The organism is Rhodococcus koreensis (assembly GCF_900105905.1).
Classification (GTDB): domain Bacteria; phylum Actinomycetota; class Actinomycetes; order Mycobacteriales; family Mycobacteriaceae; genus Rhodococcus_F; species Rhodococcus_F koreensis.
Map to the genome: position 1 here is coordinate 5,156,328 of NZ_FNSV01000005.1, position 14,733 is coordinate 5,171,060.

18 protein-coding genes are annotated in these 14,733 nt (G+C 69.8%); 7 read left to right on the forward strand and 11 right to left on the reverse strand.

All coding sequences use genetic code 11. From position 1 onward, the window contains the following. Window positions 1–116 precede the first annotated feature (116 nt). The gene (locus tag BLV94_RS28135) at window positions 117–1,079 is read left to right on the forward strand and encodes an alpha/beta fold hydrolase (protein ID WP_072942556.1); all 963 of its coding nucleotides are present in this window, start codon (window positions 117–119) and stop codon (window positions 1,077–1,079) included. On the opposite strand, the gene BLV94_RS28140 is transcribed toward BLV94_RS28135, so the two are convergent. From BLV94_RS28140 to BLV94_RS28150, 3 genes are read right to left on the reverse strand one after another with little or no spacing between them, the layout of a single operon-like run. Further along, window positions 1,060–1,383 carry an SCO6045 C-terminal-like domain-containing protein gene (locus BLV94_RS28140; RefSeq protein ID WP_371851553.1) on the reverse strand — a complete coding sequence of 108 codons (324 nt, stop codon included), beginning with the start codon at window positions 1,381–1,383 and terminating at the stop codon, window positions 1,060–1,062. The genes BLV94_RS28135 and BLV94_RS28140 overlap by 20 nt on opposite strands. Continuing rightward, entirely contained in the window at window positions 1,380–2,225 is an 846-nt protein-coding gene (locus tag BLV94_RS28145) for an MbnB/TglH/ChrH family RiPP precursor modification enzyme (RefSeq protein WP_072942552.1), read from the reverse strand. Before BLV94_RS28145 ends, BLV94_RS28140 begins: the two co-directional genes overlap by 4 nt. Then, window positions 2,222–3,091: a TIGR04222 domain-containing membrane protein gene (locus BLV94_RS28150; protein ID WP_072942550.1), complete on the reverse strand. Its 870-nt coding sequence runs from the start codon at window positions 3,089–3,091 to the stop codon at window positions 2,222–2,224. Before BLV94_RS28150 ends, BLV94_RS28145 begins: the two co-directional genes overlap by 4 nt. A 149-nt stretch (window positions 3,092–3,240) precedes the next feature. Here BLV94_RS28150 and BLV94_RS28155 point away from each other — a divergent pair, with 149 nt between their 5' ends. Beyond that, window positions 3,241–3,891 (forward strand): maleylpyruvate isomerase family mycothiol-dependent enzyme, encoded by a 651-nt coding sequence (locus BLV94_RS28155; protein ID WP_072942548.1) that lies wholly within the window; start codon window positions 3,241–3,243, stop codon window positions 3,889–3,891. 3 nt (window positions 3,892–3,894) lie between these two features. On the opposite strand, the gene BLV94_RS28160 is transcribed toward BLV94_RS28155, so the two are convergent. From BLV94_RS28160 to BLV94_RS28180, 5 genes are all read right to left on the reverse strand, one after another. Continuing rightward, the gene (locus BLV94_RS28160; protein WP_072942546.1) at window positions 3,895–4,236 is read right to left on the reverse strand and encodes a hypothetical protein; all 342 of its coding nucleotides are present in this window, start codon (window positions 4,234–4,236) and stop codon (window positions 3,895–3,897) included. Window positions 4,237–4,389: 153 nt separating this feature from the next. Then, window positions 4,390–5,058: an SDR family oxidoreductase gene (locus BLV94_RS28165; protein WP_072942544.1), complete on the reverse strand. Its 669-nt coding sequence runs from the start codon at window positions 5,056–5,058 to the stop codon at window positions 4,390–4,392. 56 nt (window positions 5,059–5,114) lie between these two features. Beyond that, the gene (locus BLV94_RS28170; protein ID WP_072942541.1) at window positions 5,115–5,519 is read right to left on the reverse strand and encodes a TIGR03668 family PPOX class F420-dependent oxidoreductase; all 405 of its coding nucleotides are present in this window, start codon (window positions 5,517–5,519) and stop codon (window positions 5,115–5,117) included. Continuing rightward, a complete protein-coding gene (locus BLV94_RS28175) occupies window positions 5,519–6,100 on the reverse strand; it encodes a hypothetical protein (RefSeq protein ID WP_072942539.1) in 582 nt (193 codons plus the stop codon). Before BLV94_RS28175 ends, BLV94_RS28170 begins: the two co-directional genes overlap by 1 nt. A gap of 46 nt (window positions 6,101–6,146) precedes the next feature. Continuing rightward, window positions 6,147–6,767: a LysE/ArgO family amino acid transporter gene (locus BLV94_RS28180; protein WP_072942537.1), complete on the reverse strand. Its 621-nt coding sequence runs from the start codon at window positions 6,765–6,767 to the stop codon at window positions 6,147–6,149. A gap of 72 nt (window positions 6,768–6,839) precedes the next feature. Between BLV94_RS28180 and BLV94_RS28185 the strand changes: the two genes are divergently transcribed. Further along, a complete protein-coding gene (locus tag BLV94_RS28185) occupies window positions 6,840–7,715 on the forward strand; it encodes a LysR family transcriptional regulator ArgP (protein WP_072942535.1) in 876 nt (291 codons plus the stop codon). A gap of 45 nt (window positions 7,716–7,760) precedes the next feature. Next, a complete protein-coding gene (locus BLV94_RS28190; RefSeq protein ID WP_072942652.1) occupies window positions 7,761–8,759 on the forward strand; it encodes a PHP domain-containing protein in 999 nt (332 codons plus the stop codon). Between the two features lie 33 nt (window positions 8,760–8,792). Here BLV94_RS28190 and BLV94_RS28195 read toward each other — a convergent pair whose 3' ends face one another. Continuing rightward, entirely contained in the window at window positions 8,793–10,715 is a 1,923-nt protein-coding gene (locus BLV94_RS28195; protein ID WP_072942533.1) for an AfsR/SARP family transcriptional regulator, read from the reverse strand. 86 nt (window positions 10,716–10,801) lie between these two features. On the opposite strand from BLV94_RS28195, the gene BLV94_RS28200 reads away from it, so the two are divergent. Beyond that, complete coding sequence (locus BLV94_RS28200) at window positions 10,802–11,680, forward strand: alpha/beta fold hydrolase (protein ID WP_072942531.1); 879 nt, start codon at window positions 10,802–10,804, stop codon at window positions 11,678–11,680. A 116-nt stretch (window positions 11,681–11,796) separates the two neighbouring features. Then, window positions 11,797–12,690, forward strand: a complete 894-nt coding sequence (locus BLV94_RS28205; protein WP_072942530.1) for a class I SAM-dependent methyltransferase — start codon at window positions 11,797–11,799, stop codon at window positions 12,688–12,690. 1 nt (window position 12,691) lies between these two features. On the opposite strand, the gene BLV94_RS28210 is transcribed toward BLV94_RS28205, so the two are convergent. Both BLV94_RS28210 and thiG read right to left on the reverse strand, forming a co-directional pair. Beyond that, window positions 12,692–13,501 carry an MBL fold metallo-hydrolase gene (locus BLV94_RS28210; protein ID WP_072942528.1) on the reverse strand — a complete coding sequence of 270 codons (810 nt, stop codon included), beginning with the start codon at window positions 13,499–13,501 and terminating at the stop codon, window positions 12,692–12,694. Window positions 13,502–13,542: 41 nt separating this feature from the next. Then, a complete protein-coding gene (gene thiG / locus BLV94_RS28215; RefSeq protein WP_072942526.1) occupies window positions 13,543–14,310 on the reverse strand; it encodes a thiazole synthase in 768 nt (255 codons plus the stop codon). A gap of 206 nt (window positions 14,311–14,516) precedes the next feature. Here thiG and BLV94_RS28220 point away from each other — a divergent pair, with 206 nt between their 5' ends. Next, entirely contained in the window at window positions 14,517–14,732 is a 216-nt protein-coding gene (locus BLV94_RS28220; RefSeq protein WP_072942651.1) for a hypothetical protein, read from the forward strand. Window position 14,733: the final 1 nt, after the last annotated feature.

Sequence of the window (14,733 nt, forward strand, 5' to 3'; positions counted from 1 at the left end):
TCACTCCACTTCCCCGGTCGGTCGACGGTTACCACTGCGAATCAAGTGCATTCTAGTGGCGTCGCCGTTACGGTACACTGCGAGAACGCGTTCCAGCCGGTGGAGGGATTCGGAGCATGGCGACGTCGACGGAGCGATCGATCACGGTCGACGGATTCCGTTGGCAAATCAGCGAACTGGGTGACGGTCCGCCCGTGATCCTGTGCCACGGGTTCCCGGGCCTCGGCTACAGCTTTCGGCACCAGATGCTGGCCCTCGCGGCGTCCGGGTACCGCGCGATCGCCCCGGACATGCCCGGCTACGGCGGCACCGACGTGCCCCGCGACATCGACGACTACACCAACGAGCGGGTGTCGGACGCACTGATCGGTCTGCTCGACGCCCTCGGACTCGACCGTGCCGTGTTCGTCGGCCACGACTTCGGCGCTCCGGTGGCCTGGACCGTCGCGCTGCGTCACCGCGAACGCGTGTCCGGGCTGGTGCTGCTGTCCGTTCCCTACATGCCCGATCGTTTCCCACTGCGCCCGTCGGAACTCTATGCGTCGCTGGCGCGCAAGCACTTCCTGCACATCCACTACTTCCAGGAACCGGGTGTCGCCGACCGCGAACTCGACGGCGACCCCCGTGGCTTCCTGCAGCGAGTGTTCTACGCATTGTCGGGCGACTACCGCTACCTGGACATCTGGCAGCACCCGTCGGAAGGCAACGGGTACCTGGACGTGCTGCCCGACGCCCCACCCCTGCCGTGGTCGTGGCTGACGGAGGACGAGTTCGCGCACTACGTGGAGGTCTTCACCCGGACGGGATTTACCGGCGGCCTGAACTGGTACCGGGCTTACGACGCCAACTGGGAACGCGCCGCGAGAGTCGGGGTGGCCCAGATCGAGGTGCCGACGTTGTTCGTGGCCGGTGCGAACGATCCCGTCGTCGCGATGAGCGGTGCGCAGGCACTCGACCGGATGCGCGACACCGTCCCCGACCTGCGCGGCGTGCACCTCCTCGACGGCGCCGGCCACTTCGTCCAGCTGGAACGGGCCGAAGAGGTGAACGAGCTGCTGCTCAATTTCGCCGCAGGCTGAACAGGCGCCGCCGCGTCGGTGCGGGCAGTTCGCCGATCGATTCGAGGTGCGCGGTGAACGCCGCGGCGTCGGCGCGCGTGCTCACCTTCGGCCTGCCCTCCGCCCAGGCGGTGAACAGCACGACGAATCGTTCGCCGCATGCTGCGCGGACGTGCGGAATGCACTCACCCACCTCGCCGGACCGCTTGCGCAGCAATGCCTTCGATGCGATGCCGAGTGCGTCGCGGTCGAATCCCTCGGGCGGTTCCCCCGACGCAACGAGAGCCCGCACCAGCGCCGCCTGCCGATCGGCCAGCCCTGTCACGACAGGCTCCATTCGGCGCCCCGGGTGATCCGCTCGAAACCGGCCGCGTCCGCTATCGCATCCAGTTCGCCGAACAACTCCGAGGCGGGCGGATAGTTCCCGTCGCGCTCGAGCATCATCGCGGGGGCGCCCCCGGATGCCCACTCCCGGACCAGGTCCAGCACCTCGACGGGCACCGGGTCGGTGTGGGTGTCGTGGTACGCGCCGTCCCGTTCGGATCCGCCTGCGACGTGGCAGTACGCCACGCGTTCGAGGGGGAGCCGCCGGAGTTCCTCGGCGGCGTCGCGGCCGCGGTTGCGGGCGTTCGCGTAGACGTTCGCGACGTCCAGCAGCAGGTGGACCCCGGTGCGTTCGACCAGTTCGGCAAGGAACTCACCCTCGGAGTACTCGTCGTCCGGCCAGTCGAACAGGGCCGCGATGTTCTCCACCGCCAGGGGCACCGGCACACACTCCTGCGTGCGCCGGACGTTGCGCACCAACACGTCCAGCGCCTCCGCCGAGCGCGGCACCGGCAGCAGATGCCCGGCCTCGAGACCGCCCGCCCGCACGAACGCGACGTGCTCGCTGACGAGCGGCGCACCGAGCGCGTCGGCGCACCGCGCGAGGTGCTCGATCCGGTGCTGCTCGACGGGCTCGGCGCCACCCAGCGACAGTGAAATGCCGTGCGGGACGACGGGAACCCCCAGCGATCGCAGCTCGTCCGGAACGTCGACCCCGCGTCGGCGGGTGGGCAGCGATTCGGCGACCACCTCGCAGAACCGCAGGCCGTCCAGTCGGTCGATGATCCCACAGATCTCCGGCCGCCAGCCGATGCCGAGGCCCGGCTCGATCAGGGCGGTCATCCCCCGCACCCGCCTCCGCCGCCGCAGCCACCGCCACCGCCGCAGGAGGAGGAGCTGTCCCCGCCGCCACTGTCGCCGCCGCCGCTGCTGCTGTCGGAGATGCCGGCCGCGCTGGCGAACCCCGGCGAGAACAGGGCGACGGAACCCATCCCGAACAGTGCCGTCGACAACGCGATCGGCGTCGGACCGTATGCGGACAGGGACGGGCGCATCCGCGGCGACAGGTACGAGTGTTCGCGGCGCAGTCGCTGCAATTCCGCCGTCCCCTGGCGCGTCCTGCGGCCGGTCCGTCGAACCAGCTCACGTGAGGCCGAGAGCAGCACCACCGCGACCAGCAGGAATCCGATCGGCTTGCCCGCGGCGAACCCGGCGACGAGGCGTGCGACGCCGATGGCCACGACGACGAGGATCGGGATGGTCGCCCGGCGGTTCCACGCCTTCTGCTCGGCTCCGGTGAGCAGTCCCTGCGCGACGAGGATGGTCCGCAACTCGTCGAGTGGGGCCCGCAACCGGCCTGGGAGCCGAAGGTTGCCGAGGGCGCCGCGCCCGGAGGCGAGTTCGTCGTAGACGGCGCGCGTGAACCACCCGAGGGCGTTGTCGGGGACTCCCCACGCCCGCAGGATCGTGCCGTCGTCGGAGATGATGCCGGCTCCCCGCAACAGCGTCAGGGATGCGGCGACGGCGCGATCGTCGCTGGTCAGCATGCCGGTCTGCACCGGGTCGAGGCGAACACCGGCGGTCGGCGCGGGAGGGTTGCCGTGGGAACGGAGAAACAGAGCCAGCTCGACCGAGAGCACGGCGGCGGCGATGTAGATCACCAGGAAGGTCTCACTCGGTATCCCCCACGTAGCGGATTCGTTGTACATCACACACCACCTTTCAACCACGTTGTCCGACAGTCGATCTCAGTATCAGTACGATTGTCCCAGATGCACCCGCCGGAAGCCGATCGTCACCGTTCCGTTATCGGGATCCTGGGACTTCGCCGTGGTCGAGTTGTGGGAGCATCGTCTGCATGACGTCACCGGGGCCCGCACTGTCGTATGCCGAACTGCTCGATGCTGTTGCCGAATCACACCGGACGGTGGAGGCCGCGCTGGCGGGGTTGACCGACGATCAGGCGCGGGGGCCGTCGCTGCTGCCGGGATGGAGCCGGGGACACGTCGTCACGCACCTCGCGAGGAACGCCGATGCGCTCCACCGATTCGCCGTCGGGGTGCTCACCGGCGAGGCCGCGCCCGAGATGTACCCGGGCGGTCCGGCCGCACGGGCCGCGGCGATCGAGGAGGGAGCCGGGCGTCCGGCGGAACTACTGGTGGCCGATTTCCGCTTCGCGGGACGGCGGGTGATCGAGTCGCTGCGCGGGATCACCGAAGATCTGTACGAGACGCCGGTGAACTGGCGTCAGCGGGTGCCGGCGCGTCAGGTGCCGGTGCTGCGATGGCGTGAACTCGAGATCCACCACGTGGACCTCGGCCTCGACTACACGGCGGCCGACTGGCCGGAACTTTTCGTGGAGCACACCTTGGAATCGGAGCTGCCCGAGCTGGCCGTCCGATATCCGGAGGTCCGGGCGCCGGAACTTCCGCGCACCGAACTGCTGGCCTGGGTCGTCGGACGCCCCACGCGGGAGGGCCTGCCGCCCGTCCCCGCGTGGCCGTTCTGACCGTCAGGCGTATTCGACGCTCTCGAACGTGTCGACGTCGTCGAGCGCGTCCCAGATGATCGCGTAGCGCTTGTGGGTCATCTCGTCGGCATCGACGAGGAGCGCGTCGAACAGGGACTTCGGGTTCTCCTGCCACTGCTGAACCAGGGCCGCGACCGCCTGCGGCGTGAACAGACCGGACCGCGCTGCCGCCTCGATCCACTCGTCGAAGTCGCCGCCGTGAATCCGCTCGACCGCGTCGCGATCGACCTCGCCATCACCGAGATCGAGAGTGAACATCGTCGCGAAGACGTCGCCGTCGACCGCGACGACGGTGTCGCTGTGCATACGCTGTTCGGTGTTCATCGTGGGGATACCTCCTGGGAGTCAGCTCGCTGCGGCCGACTCGCGTTTGCGATCTCTGCTGATGAGAAGAACTGTAGGGCGACTGATTGTGAGCAGCTTAAAGCCTTTCTGTGAGATCAATCTGTGATGTATCTCACGCAGGTTTCTCCGCTGTCAGCGCACCCGCAGCACGACTTCTGTGGGGTGCGCGTCACGCGGCGTCTCCACCGCGGTACGCACGGCTTTTGCGACGGTCGACGGCTGCAGGTACTTCTCCGGCCGGTACTCGTCGCCCTCGCCGGCCACGATGGCACGCTGCATATCGGTGTCGATCCGACCGGGGTGAACAGATGTGACGCGCAGTAACGGCTCCTCGAGCCGCAGCGCGTCCCCGAACGCCCGGAGCGCGAATTTGCTCGCCGCATACGACGCCCAGCCGGCGTTCGCGCGGATGCCGGCACCCGAATTGATGAGCACCACGTGGCCGCCTGCGGCGCGCAGAGCGGGCAGCAGCAGTCGCGTCAGTTCGGCCACCGCGATCACGTTCGCCTCGAGCGTGTGCCGCCACTGTTCGACGGTCGACTCCGCGACGGTCGCGAGGTCGGCGACGCCGGCGTTGTGGACGAGGACGTCGAGCCGGTCGATCGGTGCGCACGCCGCCGCCACCGCGTCGTAGTCGGTCAGCTCGACCGGCCAGGGTTTCGCGCCCGGCAGCTCGGCGAGGATGCCGGTCAGCGACCCGGCCGACCGGGCGCCGAGCAGGAGGTCGTGGGTCGGTGCGAGTTCGCGGGCGATGGCGGCTCCGAGGCCACGGCTGGCGCCGGTGATCAGGGCTGTGGGCATGCGGAAGAGGCTATCGCCCTGTGAGTACTTGTTAACCGCCGGCGGTTAACAAGTACTCACAGGGCGGACCAGTGATGCCACCTCAGGTCGCGGATCGCGATCACCGGCCCGTCCGGGCGGCGGTCGACGTATTGCGGATACTTCGCGGCGAGGACGTCGAGCGCGGCGGCGCCCTCGTCGGAGTCCGGGTCGAGGATCCGGGCCCGGCCGTCGACCCGCACCCACCACAGGTGGTCCCAGTTCTCGTCGTAGTGATCCACCAGCAGGGTGACGGCGGGGTTGCCGGAGATGTTCTTCAGGCGCCGCAAGGCCGTGGTGCGTTTGGGTTTGTGATCGACGCAGGAATAGATGGCGTCGGAGTCGAGCGCGAAGACGAGCGGGACGAGGTGCGGCACCCCGTCCGCCCCGACCGTGGCGAGCCGGGCGACGCGGGCGGCCGCGAATCGTGCGACGGCGTCCATCACGGTTCCATCAGGTAGTCGCCGCTCACCGGTTCGGGGAGCGCGGGGATGCCCAGCGGGCGCTTGAAGTACGCCCACGGGAACCACAGCGTCCCGACCTTCTGCCAGCCGTCGGCCTCGAGTTTCTCGCGGCTCGCGAGCGCCGACGCCCGGGTGTGCTCCCACTGTTCGTCGGACTTGCGGACGGTGTGGAACAGGGTGCCGAATCCGACGGAGTGCCAGCCGTACGAGCCGGCGCGGTTGAGGATGCGCATCTCGTTGAACGCGGTCAGTGGGGTGAGCCGGCGGGTGCGGCCGTCCGGGTCCGGGTCGGGGGCGTCGCCGATCCGTTTGCCGAAGCGTTGTTGCGCCGCCTGCCGCGACATGCCGAGGGCGGCGCCGACCGTGTCCCAGCTGTGGCCGGCGGAGCGTGCGGCGGAGATCGCGGAGATCAGCAGTTCGTCGACCGAGTCCCGCGCCTGCGACGTGAGCCGGACGAGGGCCAGGTAGGCGGCGGGGTCGTGGTCGAGCCCCGGGTCGATCCGGGGGTCCGCCTTGGCGATCGCGTCCGACAGCAGCTGGGTGAGCGCGACATCCGACATCTGTCAAGTATTGGTTGACAGATGTGCTCTGTCAACAAAAAGTTGACTAGCTGGTGACGAGGGTGATGCCGAGGGCGAGCATCAGCGCGGCGATCCCGGCGTCGAGCACGCGCCACGCGTTCGGGCGGGCGAACACGCGATGCAGGAACTGGGCGCCGTAGCCGAGTGCGAGGAACCAGATGACACTCGCGGTGGCGGCGCCGAGACCGAACAGCCACCGCCCCGAATCGCCCTGGTTGTTGGCCACCGAGCCGAGCATCAGCACCGTGTCGAGGTAGACGTGCGGGTTGAGCCACGTGAGCGCGAGGCAGGTGAGGATCGACGTCGCGAGGGTCGCCGATCCGACTTCCATCGTGGCGTCCAGCGTTCCGGGGCGCAGAGCGCGACGGGCGGCGAGCACGGCATAGGAGACGAGGAATGCCGCTCCCGCCCAGCGGATCACGGTGACGGCGGCGGGAGCGTGGGCGAGTACGGCCCCGATTCCGCTGATCCCGACGGCGATGAGTGCGACGTCGGACACCGCGCACAGCACGACCACCGGCAGGACGTGCCTGCGGACGATCCCCTGTCGCAGGACGAACGCATTCTGCGCGCCGATCGCGACGATCAGCGACAGGCCGGTGCCGAAGCCGGCCGCCGCCGTGAGCAGGGCAGGGGTGAGGTGCATGGGAACCACGCTACGAACCCCACCGTCATCAATCCAGCTAATTATCCTTCATTGCCATTAGCATCGCTTCATATGGATCTGGACCTGGCCGCTCTCCGCACCTTCGCCGCCGTGATCGACGAAGGCACCTTCGACGCCGCGGCCCGGGTACTGCACATCACGCCGTCAGCGGTGAGCCAGCGGATCAAGGCGCTCGAGCAGCAGGTGGGACGCGTCCTGGTGCAGCGGGCCAAGCCGGTCCGGGCCACCGACTCCGGGCACGTCGTGCTCACGCTCGCCCGCCAGATGGCGCACCTCGAGCGTGAGGCCATGTCTTCGCTCAATCCCGAACAGGCGGCGACGAGCACGCTGCCGCTCGTCGTCAACGCGGATTCGCTGTCCACGTGGATGATTCCGGCTCTCGCCCGGCTGGCGCCGGAGTACCGGGCGCTGTTCCACCTGCACCGGGAGGACGAATTCCACTCGACCACCCTGCTGCGGGAGGGCACGGTGATGGCCGCCGTGACGTCCGTTCCGGAGGCGGTGCAGGGCTGCACCGTCGAGAAGCTGGGGTCGATGCGGTACCGCGCGCTGTGCAGCCGCGACTACGCCGAACGCTGGCTTCCCGACGGCCCGACCGCGGACGCCCTCGCGGTGGCACCGATGCTCGACTTCGATCGCAAGGACGAACTGCAGGCCCGGTTCCTGCGCGGATTCACCCGGCGCCGGTTGCAGCCGCCGCGACATTTCGTGCCCGGGTCCTCGGCGTTCTCCGACGCCGTCCGCTACGGACTGGGCTGGGGACTGCTGCCGGAATTGCACACCGGCGACGACCACCGTCTCGTGGAACTCGACCCGTCCCGTCCGATCGACGTTCCGCTGTACTGGCAGCGGTGGAAGCTGGATTCGCCCATTCTCGCGGCGCTCACGACCGCGGTCCGGGACGGGGCGCGCGAAGCGTTGCGGTGACGTCCGGGTGGGCGCAACACTGGAGTCATGGACGCCGACAGCCCGATGGACCCGGTGCAGGCCCTGCGAGAGACAGCGTTCTGGCTCGAACGGTCGCGGGCGGAGACGCACCGTGTGAAGGCGTACCGGCGGGCGGCCGACGTGGTCGCCGAACTGTCCGACGAGCAGCGGGACGTCCGCGGGCGTACCGACAGCTGGAAGGACCTGCCGGGCATCGGGCCGAAGACGGCGACGGTGATCCGGGAGGCGCTCGACGGGGTGCCCGTCTATCTGGCGGAACTGCGAGAGAATGCGGAGCCGATCGGCGGCGGCGCGTTGCGTCAGGCGCTCAAGGGCGATCTGCACACCCATTCGGACTGGTCCGACGGCGGCAGCCCGATCGACGAGATGATGCGCAGCGCGGCCCTCATCGGCCACGAATATTGCGCTCTGACAGACCATTCCCCACGGTTGACCGTCGCGAACGGGCTGTCGGCGGAGCGGCTGCGGTCTCAGCTGGAGGTGATCGCCGAGCTGAACGAGGAACTCGCGCCGTTCCGCATCCTCACCGGCATCGAGGTCGACATCCTCGAGGACGGTTCGCTCGATCAGGATCCGGACCTGCTCGACGAACTCGACATCGTCGTCGCCAGCGTGCACTCCAAGTTGCGGGCGGAGCGCGGGGCGATGACCCGGCGGATGGTCAGAGCCGTCGAGAATCCGCTGGTGGACGTGCTGGGTCACTGCACGGGCCGGCTCGTCGAGGGCGGGCGCGGGACCAGGCCGGAGTCGACGTTCGACGCCGAGCAGGTGTTCACGGCCTGCCGCGACCACGGCACCGCCGTCGAGATCAACAGCCGTCCCGAGCGCCGCGACCCCCCGAGCCGGCTCATCGATCTGGCCATGGATCTGGGGTGTCTGTTCTCCATCGACACCGACGCGCACGCCCCGGGCCAACTCGCCTGGCAGGGTTACGGATGCGAGCGCGCGATGCGGTGCGGGGTCGACGCCGACCGCGTCGTGAACACGTGGTCCGCCGACGACCTGCTGGAGTGGGCCAAGTGACGCCTGTGCGTGGCTAGCGAGTGCAGGGACTCGTCAACCACGCACGGGCCGAAGGCCCATCGTGAGCATCCCGCTCCCCGCCCCCGCGATTTCGCCTGCGGCGGTTGCTAATTCGTCTCGGGCCCGTTCGATCAGCCGAGCGTCGCCGACGGCGGCCGCGGCGTGTTCGATCAGCGACCACAGCGCCTCGACGAGCAGATCGCGCGGCGGATCGGGTGCCCGGCGCAGGGCGGCCGCCGCGTCGTCCGGGCGACCGTCCGCCAGCAGGAGGTGGGGCCGCGCCCACGGTTCGTACGGTCCCCACTCGGTGTCGGCGTCGAACGTCGCCGGCAGGCCCCGCGACACCCGCAGGCACAGCAGCGCCAGCGGGAGGATCCCGTGCTCGAGGCCGGGCATCCCGCTGCCGTCGAGGAGCTTCGCCGCCGCCCGGTAGCCGGCCTCGGCGTCCGCGTCGGACGCACCCGTCGCCGCCGCGCGCATCGCCCGGTACCACGTCGTGAACACGGCGACGAGCGGTCGCTCGTGCCGCTCGGCCAGGTCGTCCGCGGCGGCGGCGTGCTCGTCGGCGCCGGCGAAGTCGCCGAGCGCCCCGAGCGCCTGCAGCCGAACGAGATGCCCGAGTACCTCGAAGTTCACGAACCCGTGTCGCACCGACAGTGTGATCAGTTCCCGGCCGATCGCGTCCCGCTCGGGAGCGAGGCCCGAGCGGTGAAACGTGTGCATGAAGACGCCGTTCAGCGCGGATGCGAGCAGCGCCGGGTCGTCGAGTGCGCGGGCGATCGCCTCGGACTCCCGGGCGGCCCGCAACCCGCGGTCGCGCGGTGTCCCGCGGGACTCCAGGGCGATCGTGGCCAGCAACCGAGCACGGGCAGTGTCGTGGACGCCGGGCGACAGCCGTGCGAGGGTGCGTTCGGCGGCGGCGACGATCAGCGCCGCCTGCTGCGGGTCGTCGGACCGGGTCCAGATGCCGGGAACGTCGTAGGCCCCGATCACGCGGGCGGTCAGCTCTGGGTCGCCCAGTCGTTCGGCGGCGACGATCGTCGCGAGCCGTTGCTCCCGGGCCGCCGCGAGACCGCTGCCGCCGGCCACGGCGAGGCTGCGCAGCAGCCCGACCGTCGATTCGAGTCGCGCCCGGGCACCGGACGCCACCGTGCGGTCGTAGGCGGCGGCCGCGCGCTCCCACATCCGGTCGGGGTCGAGTTCGAGGCGGTCGTCGCGGCGCAGGATGTCGGTCTCGAGGGACGTCAGCTGCGGGCTCGGGTCGATTCCGAGTTCCTCGGCGAGCAGCTCCCGCGCCCGGCGCAACACGGCCAGTGCCTCACCCTGGCGGCCGCAGCGGTAGAGGGCGAGGGCCAGCAGCCGCCACGCCCCTTCCCGCCAAGGGTGTTCGGCCACAAAGGCATCGAGGTCCGGTACGGCCTCGGGGGCGAGCCCGACGGCCAGCCGGGCCTCCGCCCGCCGCTCCACCGCGGACAGTCGCAACTCCTCGAGCCGCGTCCTGTCGGCGTGGGCCCACGACTCCCCGGCGAACTCCGCGTACGACGGGCCGCGCCACCACCCCAGCGCTTCCTCCAACAGCTCGAGTGCCCGCCCCGGTGCGGCGGTCGCGGCCTCGGCGACCGTGTGCTCGAACCGCCATGCGTCCACGGACTCCGGGCCGGCCCGGAGCGCGTACCCGGGACCGTCGGTGACGAGCAGCCTCGCGGCGGTACGGGCCGCGCGCTGCGGCTCGAGGGCACGCCGCAGCGCCGAGACGAACGTCCGGACTGCGCCCTTCGCTCCGGCGGGTGGGTCGACCCAGAGGTCGTCGACGATGACGCCGACCGGGACGACCCGTCCGCGGGCGACGATCAGGCGGGCGAGCACCGCCCGGTGACGCGGTCCCTTCAGCTCGACGGGAACCCCCGCCTCGTCCCACGCGACCACCGGCCCGAGCACACCGAACGTAGGAGTCACTCCGCCACGGTATAGCGCTCATCGAATGCTCATCGACCGCCCCGAGACTGGACGAGAACCACCCCGAGCACGGAAGGCCACCACCCATGACCCCAGTCATCCCCGGATTCGACTACCAGCGCGTGACCGTCGCCGACGACGTGGACCTGCACGTCGCGGTCGGCGGTTCCGGCAGCCCGATCGTCCTGCTGCACGGCTTCCCGCAGACCCACCTGATGTGGCGGCACGTCGCCACCGACCTGGCCGCCGACCACACCGTCATCTGCCCGGACCTGCGCGGCTACGGCGCCAGCGGCAAACCTGCCGAGACGGACGGCACCGTCTATTCGAAGCGGACGATGGCCGCCGACGTCGTCGCGCTCGCGAAGGAACTGGGCCACGACCGGTTCGCGCTGGCCGGGCACGACCGCGGCGCGCTGGTCGCCATCCGCGCCGGACTCGACCACCCCGATGCGATCAGCCATCTCGCATCGCTCGACGTGCTGCCCACGTTGGACATGTGGGACATCCTGCACGGAGTAGACGCCGCGGTCGCGTTCCACCTCTACCTGATGGCGCAGCCACCCGGACTGCCGGAGCAGATGATCGGCGCGAGCGCCGACGCGTTCTTCGGCCACTTCCTCGACGCCTGGACCGCTGATCCCGACGCGATGCCCGCCGACGTGCGTGCCGAGTACCTCCGGGCGTCCCGTGACGCCGTGCCGTCCATCGTCGCCGACTACCGGGCGTCGGCGGGCATCGACGTCGAGCACGACCGGGCGGACCGGGCTGCCGGGAACCACCTGCGGATGCCCGTCACCGTCGTCCAGCAGGACTGGGGCAGCGTGCTCGGCTACGACGCCGCGGGCCTCTGGCGGGCCTGGGCACCCGACCTGGTGCACGACACCCTCGCCGCGGGTCACTTCATGGCGGAGGAAGCGCCTGGGGACATCGTCGACGCGCTGCGTGCGCTTGTGAAGAGGTAGACGTCGAAACGGGTTGTACGGCAACATGATAGATGCAGTGAGTGTGGCGGCGTAGAATCGCCGGGGAGCCTGGTCGGTCGTCATGTCCGACACTTCGGCACGATCGGGAGGTATTCATGCGCACCGACGGTGATTCCTGGGACATTGTCAGCAGCGTGGGGCTCACGGCCCTGGGGGTGGCGACGTTCCGGGCGCTGGAAACCGGCCGTCCCGATGCCCTGATCCGCGACGACTATGCGCCATGGTTCGTGGAGGCGGCGGGCGAACCGCATTTCACCGGGCTGCTGGCCGACCCGTCCTCGCTGGGAGACACACCGTTCTCCGGGTTCATGGGGTTCCGGACGCGGTTCTTCGACGAATTCTTCCTGACGGCCGCGGCGGACGGAGTGTCGCAGGCGGTGATCCTCGCAGCGGGGTTGGATGCGCGGGCGTATCGCCTCGACTGGCCTGCGGGCACGACGGTGTTCGAGGTCGATCAGCCGAAGGTGCTGGAGTTCAAGGGGGAAGTGCTGTCCGAGCACGGTGCGCGGCCGAAGGCCGATCGCCGCGCGGTGCCGGTCGATCTCCGGGACGACTGGCCGGCCGCCCTCGACGCCGCAGGCCTCGACCGCGGCAAGCCCACCGCGTGGTCGGCCGAGGGACTGCTGGCGTACCTGCCGGGCGCGGCGCACGACGCGCTGTTCGAGCGGATCGACGAACTGTCGAGCCCGGGTAGCCACATCGCTGTGGACAACTTCGCGCCGGGCACCGACGCGAAGCGTTTCGACGAGATCAGGAAGAAGTATTTCGACAAGGACCCGTTCGGTGACCTCGACATCACCCAGTTGTTCTACGGCGACGAGCGCGCCGACCCGGAGCACTGGCTGACCGAGCACGGCTGGTCGGTGCGGAGTTATTCTCCGTTCGCGCTGGCCGAGTCGTACGGCAGGCCCGCGCCCGAACTCCCGGAGGAACTCGCGGACCTGGCCGACCGCGCGACCTACCTGACGGCAGTGAAGACCGGCGGCTGAGTCAGCCCCGCTCGGCGGCGAGTTCCTCGAACAGCGTCGGGTCGTGGGCGGAGAAGACCCGGACCCGCGGGGCCACCTGATTGTTCAGTTCCCGGAGCCGGCGGTGATTTCCGCGGATCTTCGAACGGTCCACCGCGATCAGCTCTTCCATCACCCGCAGCGCGCGACCGGCGGTTCCCGGCGACACCTGCCCGGGGGCGGCGACGGTGCTGCGGTGGTAGAACGCGTCGCCCGCGTGCAGCAGCCAACCGCGGTCGCCGGTGTCGACGGCCACCGCCGCGTGACCGCGGGTGTGCCCGGGCATCGGGACGAGCACGATGCGGTCGCCGACCCCGTCGATCGGGTGGGCGCCGGAGAAACCGAGCACGGATTCGCCCGGCCCCGAATAGGTGTGCGTCCTCGGCCGCGGGGTGAGCTGGGCGGGGCGGTACCGCACCTTCTCCCGGAACGACGAACGTCCTTCCGACGCAGCCTCTTCCGCGGCGGTGGTGTGCAGGGTGGCATTCGGGAAGTCGGCGACCCCGCCGATGTGGTCGAAGTCGAGGTGCGTCGCGACGATGTGGGTCACGTCCGAGGGATCCAGCCCCAGCTTGCCCAGTTGGCGGACCGCCGTCTCCGACTCGCGGAACCGGGCGCCGGTCAACTTCGCGTACTTGCCGACGCGACCGGTGGGGTCGGCGACATCCGCCAGTCCGAAACCGGAGTCGACGAGCACGATGCCCGTGTCGGTTTCGCATGCCAGCACGTGGCACACCAACCGCCCGATGAGCGCCGAGGAGAACGAGCCGCAATTGAGGTGGTGTACCCGCATGGGCGTTCACGCTAGCCGAGTCGGCGTTCGCGGGCGCCCGATTACACCGCGACCGGGGACGACGCCTGCGCCCAGAACCGTTTCGGTATCCGCCCGGCGGTCCTGGCGCGGCGTCCGGCCGTGACCGCCCCGGCCATCGCCGCCGCCATCAGCGGCGGGTCCGACGCCCGCGTCACCGCGGAGGCGAGCAGGACGGCGTCGCAGCCGAGTTCCATCGCCAGCGCCGCATCGCTCGCGGTGCCGATCCCGGCGTCGAGAATGACCGGGATGTCCGTGCGCGCGACGATCATCTCGATGTTGCGGGGATTGGAGATGCCGAGCCCGGTGCCGATCGGCGACCCGAGGGGCATCACGGCGGCGCACCCGGCGTCGACCAGACGCTGCGCGAGGACCGGGTCGTCGTTGGTGTACGGCAGCACGACGAAGCCGTCGTCGACGAGTTGTTCTGCTGCCGAGACGAGTTCGATCCCGTCGGGTAGGAGGGTGCGCTCGTCGGCGATCACCTCGAGCTTGATCCAGTTGGTGCCCAGTGCCTCCCGGGCCAGCTGTGCTGTCAGGACCGCCTCCGCGGCGCCGCGGCAGCCGGCGGTGTTCGGCAACAACGCGATGCCCAGCCGATCCAGCAGTTCGAGCAGGCCGGTTCTCCCCACGGCATCCACCCGGCGCATCGCGACCGTGGTCAGTTCGGTGCCGGAGGCGATCAGCGCCTCTTCGAGAACGGCCAGGTTGGCCGCACCCCCGGTACCCATGACCAGCCGCGACGAGAAGTCCCGGCCCGCGATCGTGAGTGCGTCGGTGTGATTGCGCATAGGTACCTCTCCGATCGGGTTGAGTACTCGAACCGTACGGTCGAACCGTCTCCGACGTCAGAGCCACTTGTGTGCTGTGTCATAGGTCCAGATTGGACCCCTGCGCCGCCGTTCTTCTGGATCTTCTGGACCCGTACCAGATGCCGCAGAGTTGTCGGTCAGATGAGCTGAGTGGCACACGCCGCGACGTCACGATGGGAGCAGGCATGAACACGATGGTCGCCGGCAGGAACCGCACCGCGAGGTCGAGGGAGGAGCAGCGCCTGGCCGCGGAATTGGAGGATGCCCGGCGTCGCATCATCGAACTCATGGGGCAGCTCGCCGAAACAGTGCGCAGTCGTGACGCTTTGAGCGACCGGATGCAGGTGATGGCGTGGAATGCCCGGTGGGGCCGTGAATCCGTCGGATTCGGCGGCCTCTGAC

Excerpts from the sequence above, each read along its gene's own strand:
- BLV94_RS28190 (WP_072942652.1), top strand. The coding sequence starts at position 7,761 with ATGGACCCGGTGCAGGCCCTGCGAGAGACAGCGTTCTGGCTCGAACGG.
- BLV94_RS28210 (WP_072942528.1), bottom strand. The coding sequence starts at position 13,501 with ATGCGGGTACACCACCTCAATTGCGGCTCGTTCTCCTCGGCGCTCATC.
- BLV94_RS28165 (WP_072942544.1), bottom strand. The coding sequence starts at position 5,058 with ATGCCCACAGCCCTGATCACCGGCGCCAGCCGTGGCCTCGGAGCCGCC.
- BLV94_RS28180 (WP_072942537.1), bottom strand. The coding sequence starts at position 6,767 with ATGCACCTCACCCCTGCCCTGCTCACGGCGGCGGCCGGCTTCGGCACC.
- BLV94_RS28160 (WP_072942546.1), bottom strand. The coding sequence starts at position 4,236 with ATGAACACCGAACAGCGTATGCACAGCGACACCGTCGTCGCGGTCGAC.
- BLV94_RS28175 (WP_072942539.1), bottom strand. The coding sequence starts at position 6,100 with ATGTCGGATGTCGCGCTCACCCAGCTGCTGTCGGACGCGATCGCCAAG.
- BLV94_RS28185 (WP_072942535.1), top strand. The coding sequence starts at position 6,840 with ATGGATCTGGACCTGGCCGCTCTCCGCACCTTCGCCGCCGTGATCGAC.
- BLV94_RS28205 (WP_072942530.1), top strand. The coding sequence starts at position 11,797 with ATGCGCACCGACGGTGATTCCTGGGACATTGTCAGCAGCGTGGGGCTC.
- BLV94_RS28155 (WP_072942548.1), top strand. The coding sequence starts at position 3,241 with ATGACGTCACCGGGGCCCGCACTGTCGTATGCCGAACTGCTCGATGCT.
- BLV94_RS28135 (WP_072942556.1), top strand. The coding sequence starts at position 117 with ATGGCGACGTCGACGGAGCGATCGATCACGGTCGACGGATTCCGTTGG.
- BLV94_RS28170 (WP_072942541.1), bottom strand. The coding sequence starts at position 5,519 with ATGGACGCCGTCGCACGATTCGCGGCCGCCCGCGTCGCCCGGCTCGCC.
- BLV94_RS28145 (WP_072942552.1), bottom strand. The coding sequence starts at position 2,225 with ATGACCGCCCTGATCGAGCCGGGCCTCGGCATCGGCTGGCGGCCGGAG.
- BLV94_RS28220 (WP_072942651.1), top strand. The coding sequence starts at position 14,517 with ATGAACACGATGGTCGCCGGCAGGAACCGCACCGCGAGGTCGAGGGAG.
- BLV94_RS28150 (WP_072942550.1), bottom strand. The coding sequence starts at position 3,091 with ATGTACAACGAATCCGCTACGTGGGGGATACCGAGTGAGACCTTCCTG.
- BLV94_RS28200 (WP_072942531.1), top strand. The coding sequence starts at position 10,802 with ATGACCCCAGTCATCCCCGGATTCGACTACCAGCGCGTGACCGTCGCC.
- thiG (WP_072942526.1), bottom strand. The coding sequence starts at position 14,310 with ATGCGCAATCACACCGACGCACTCACGATCGCGGGCCGGGACTTCTCG.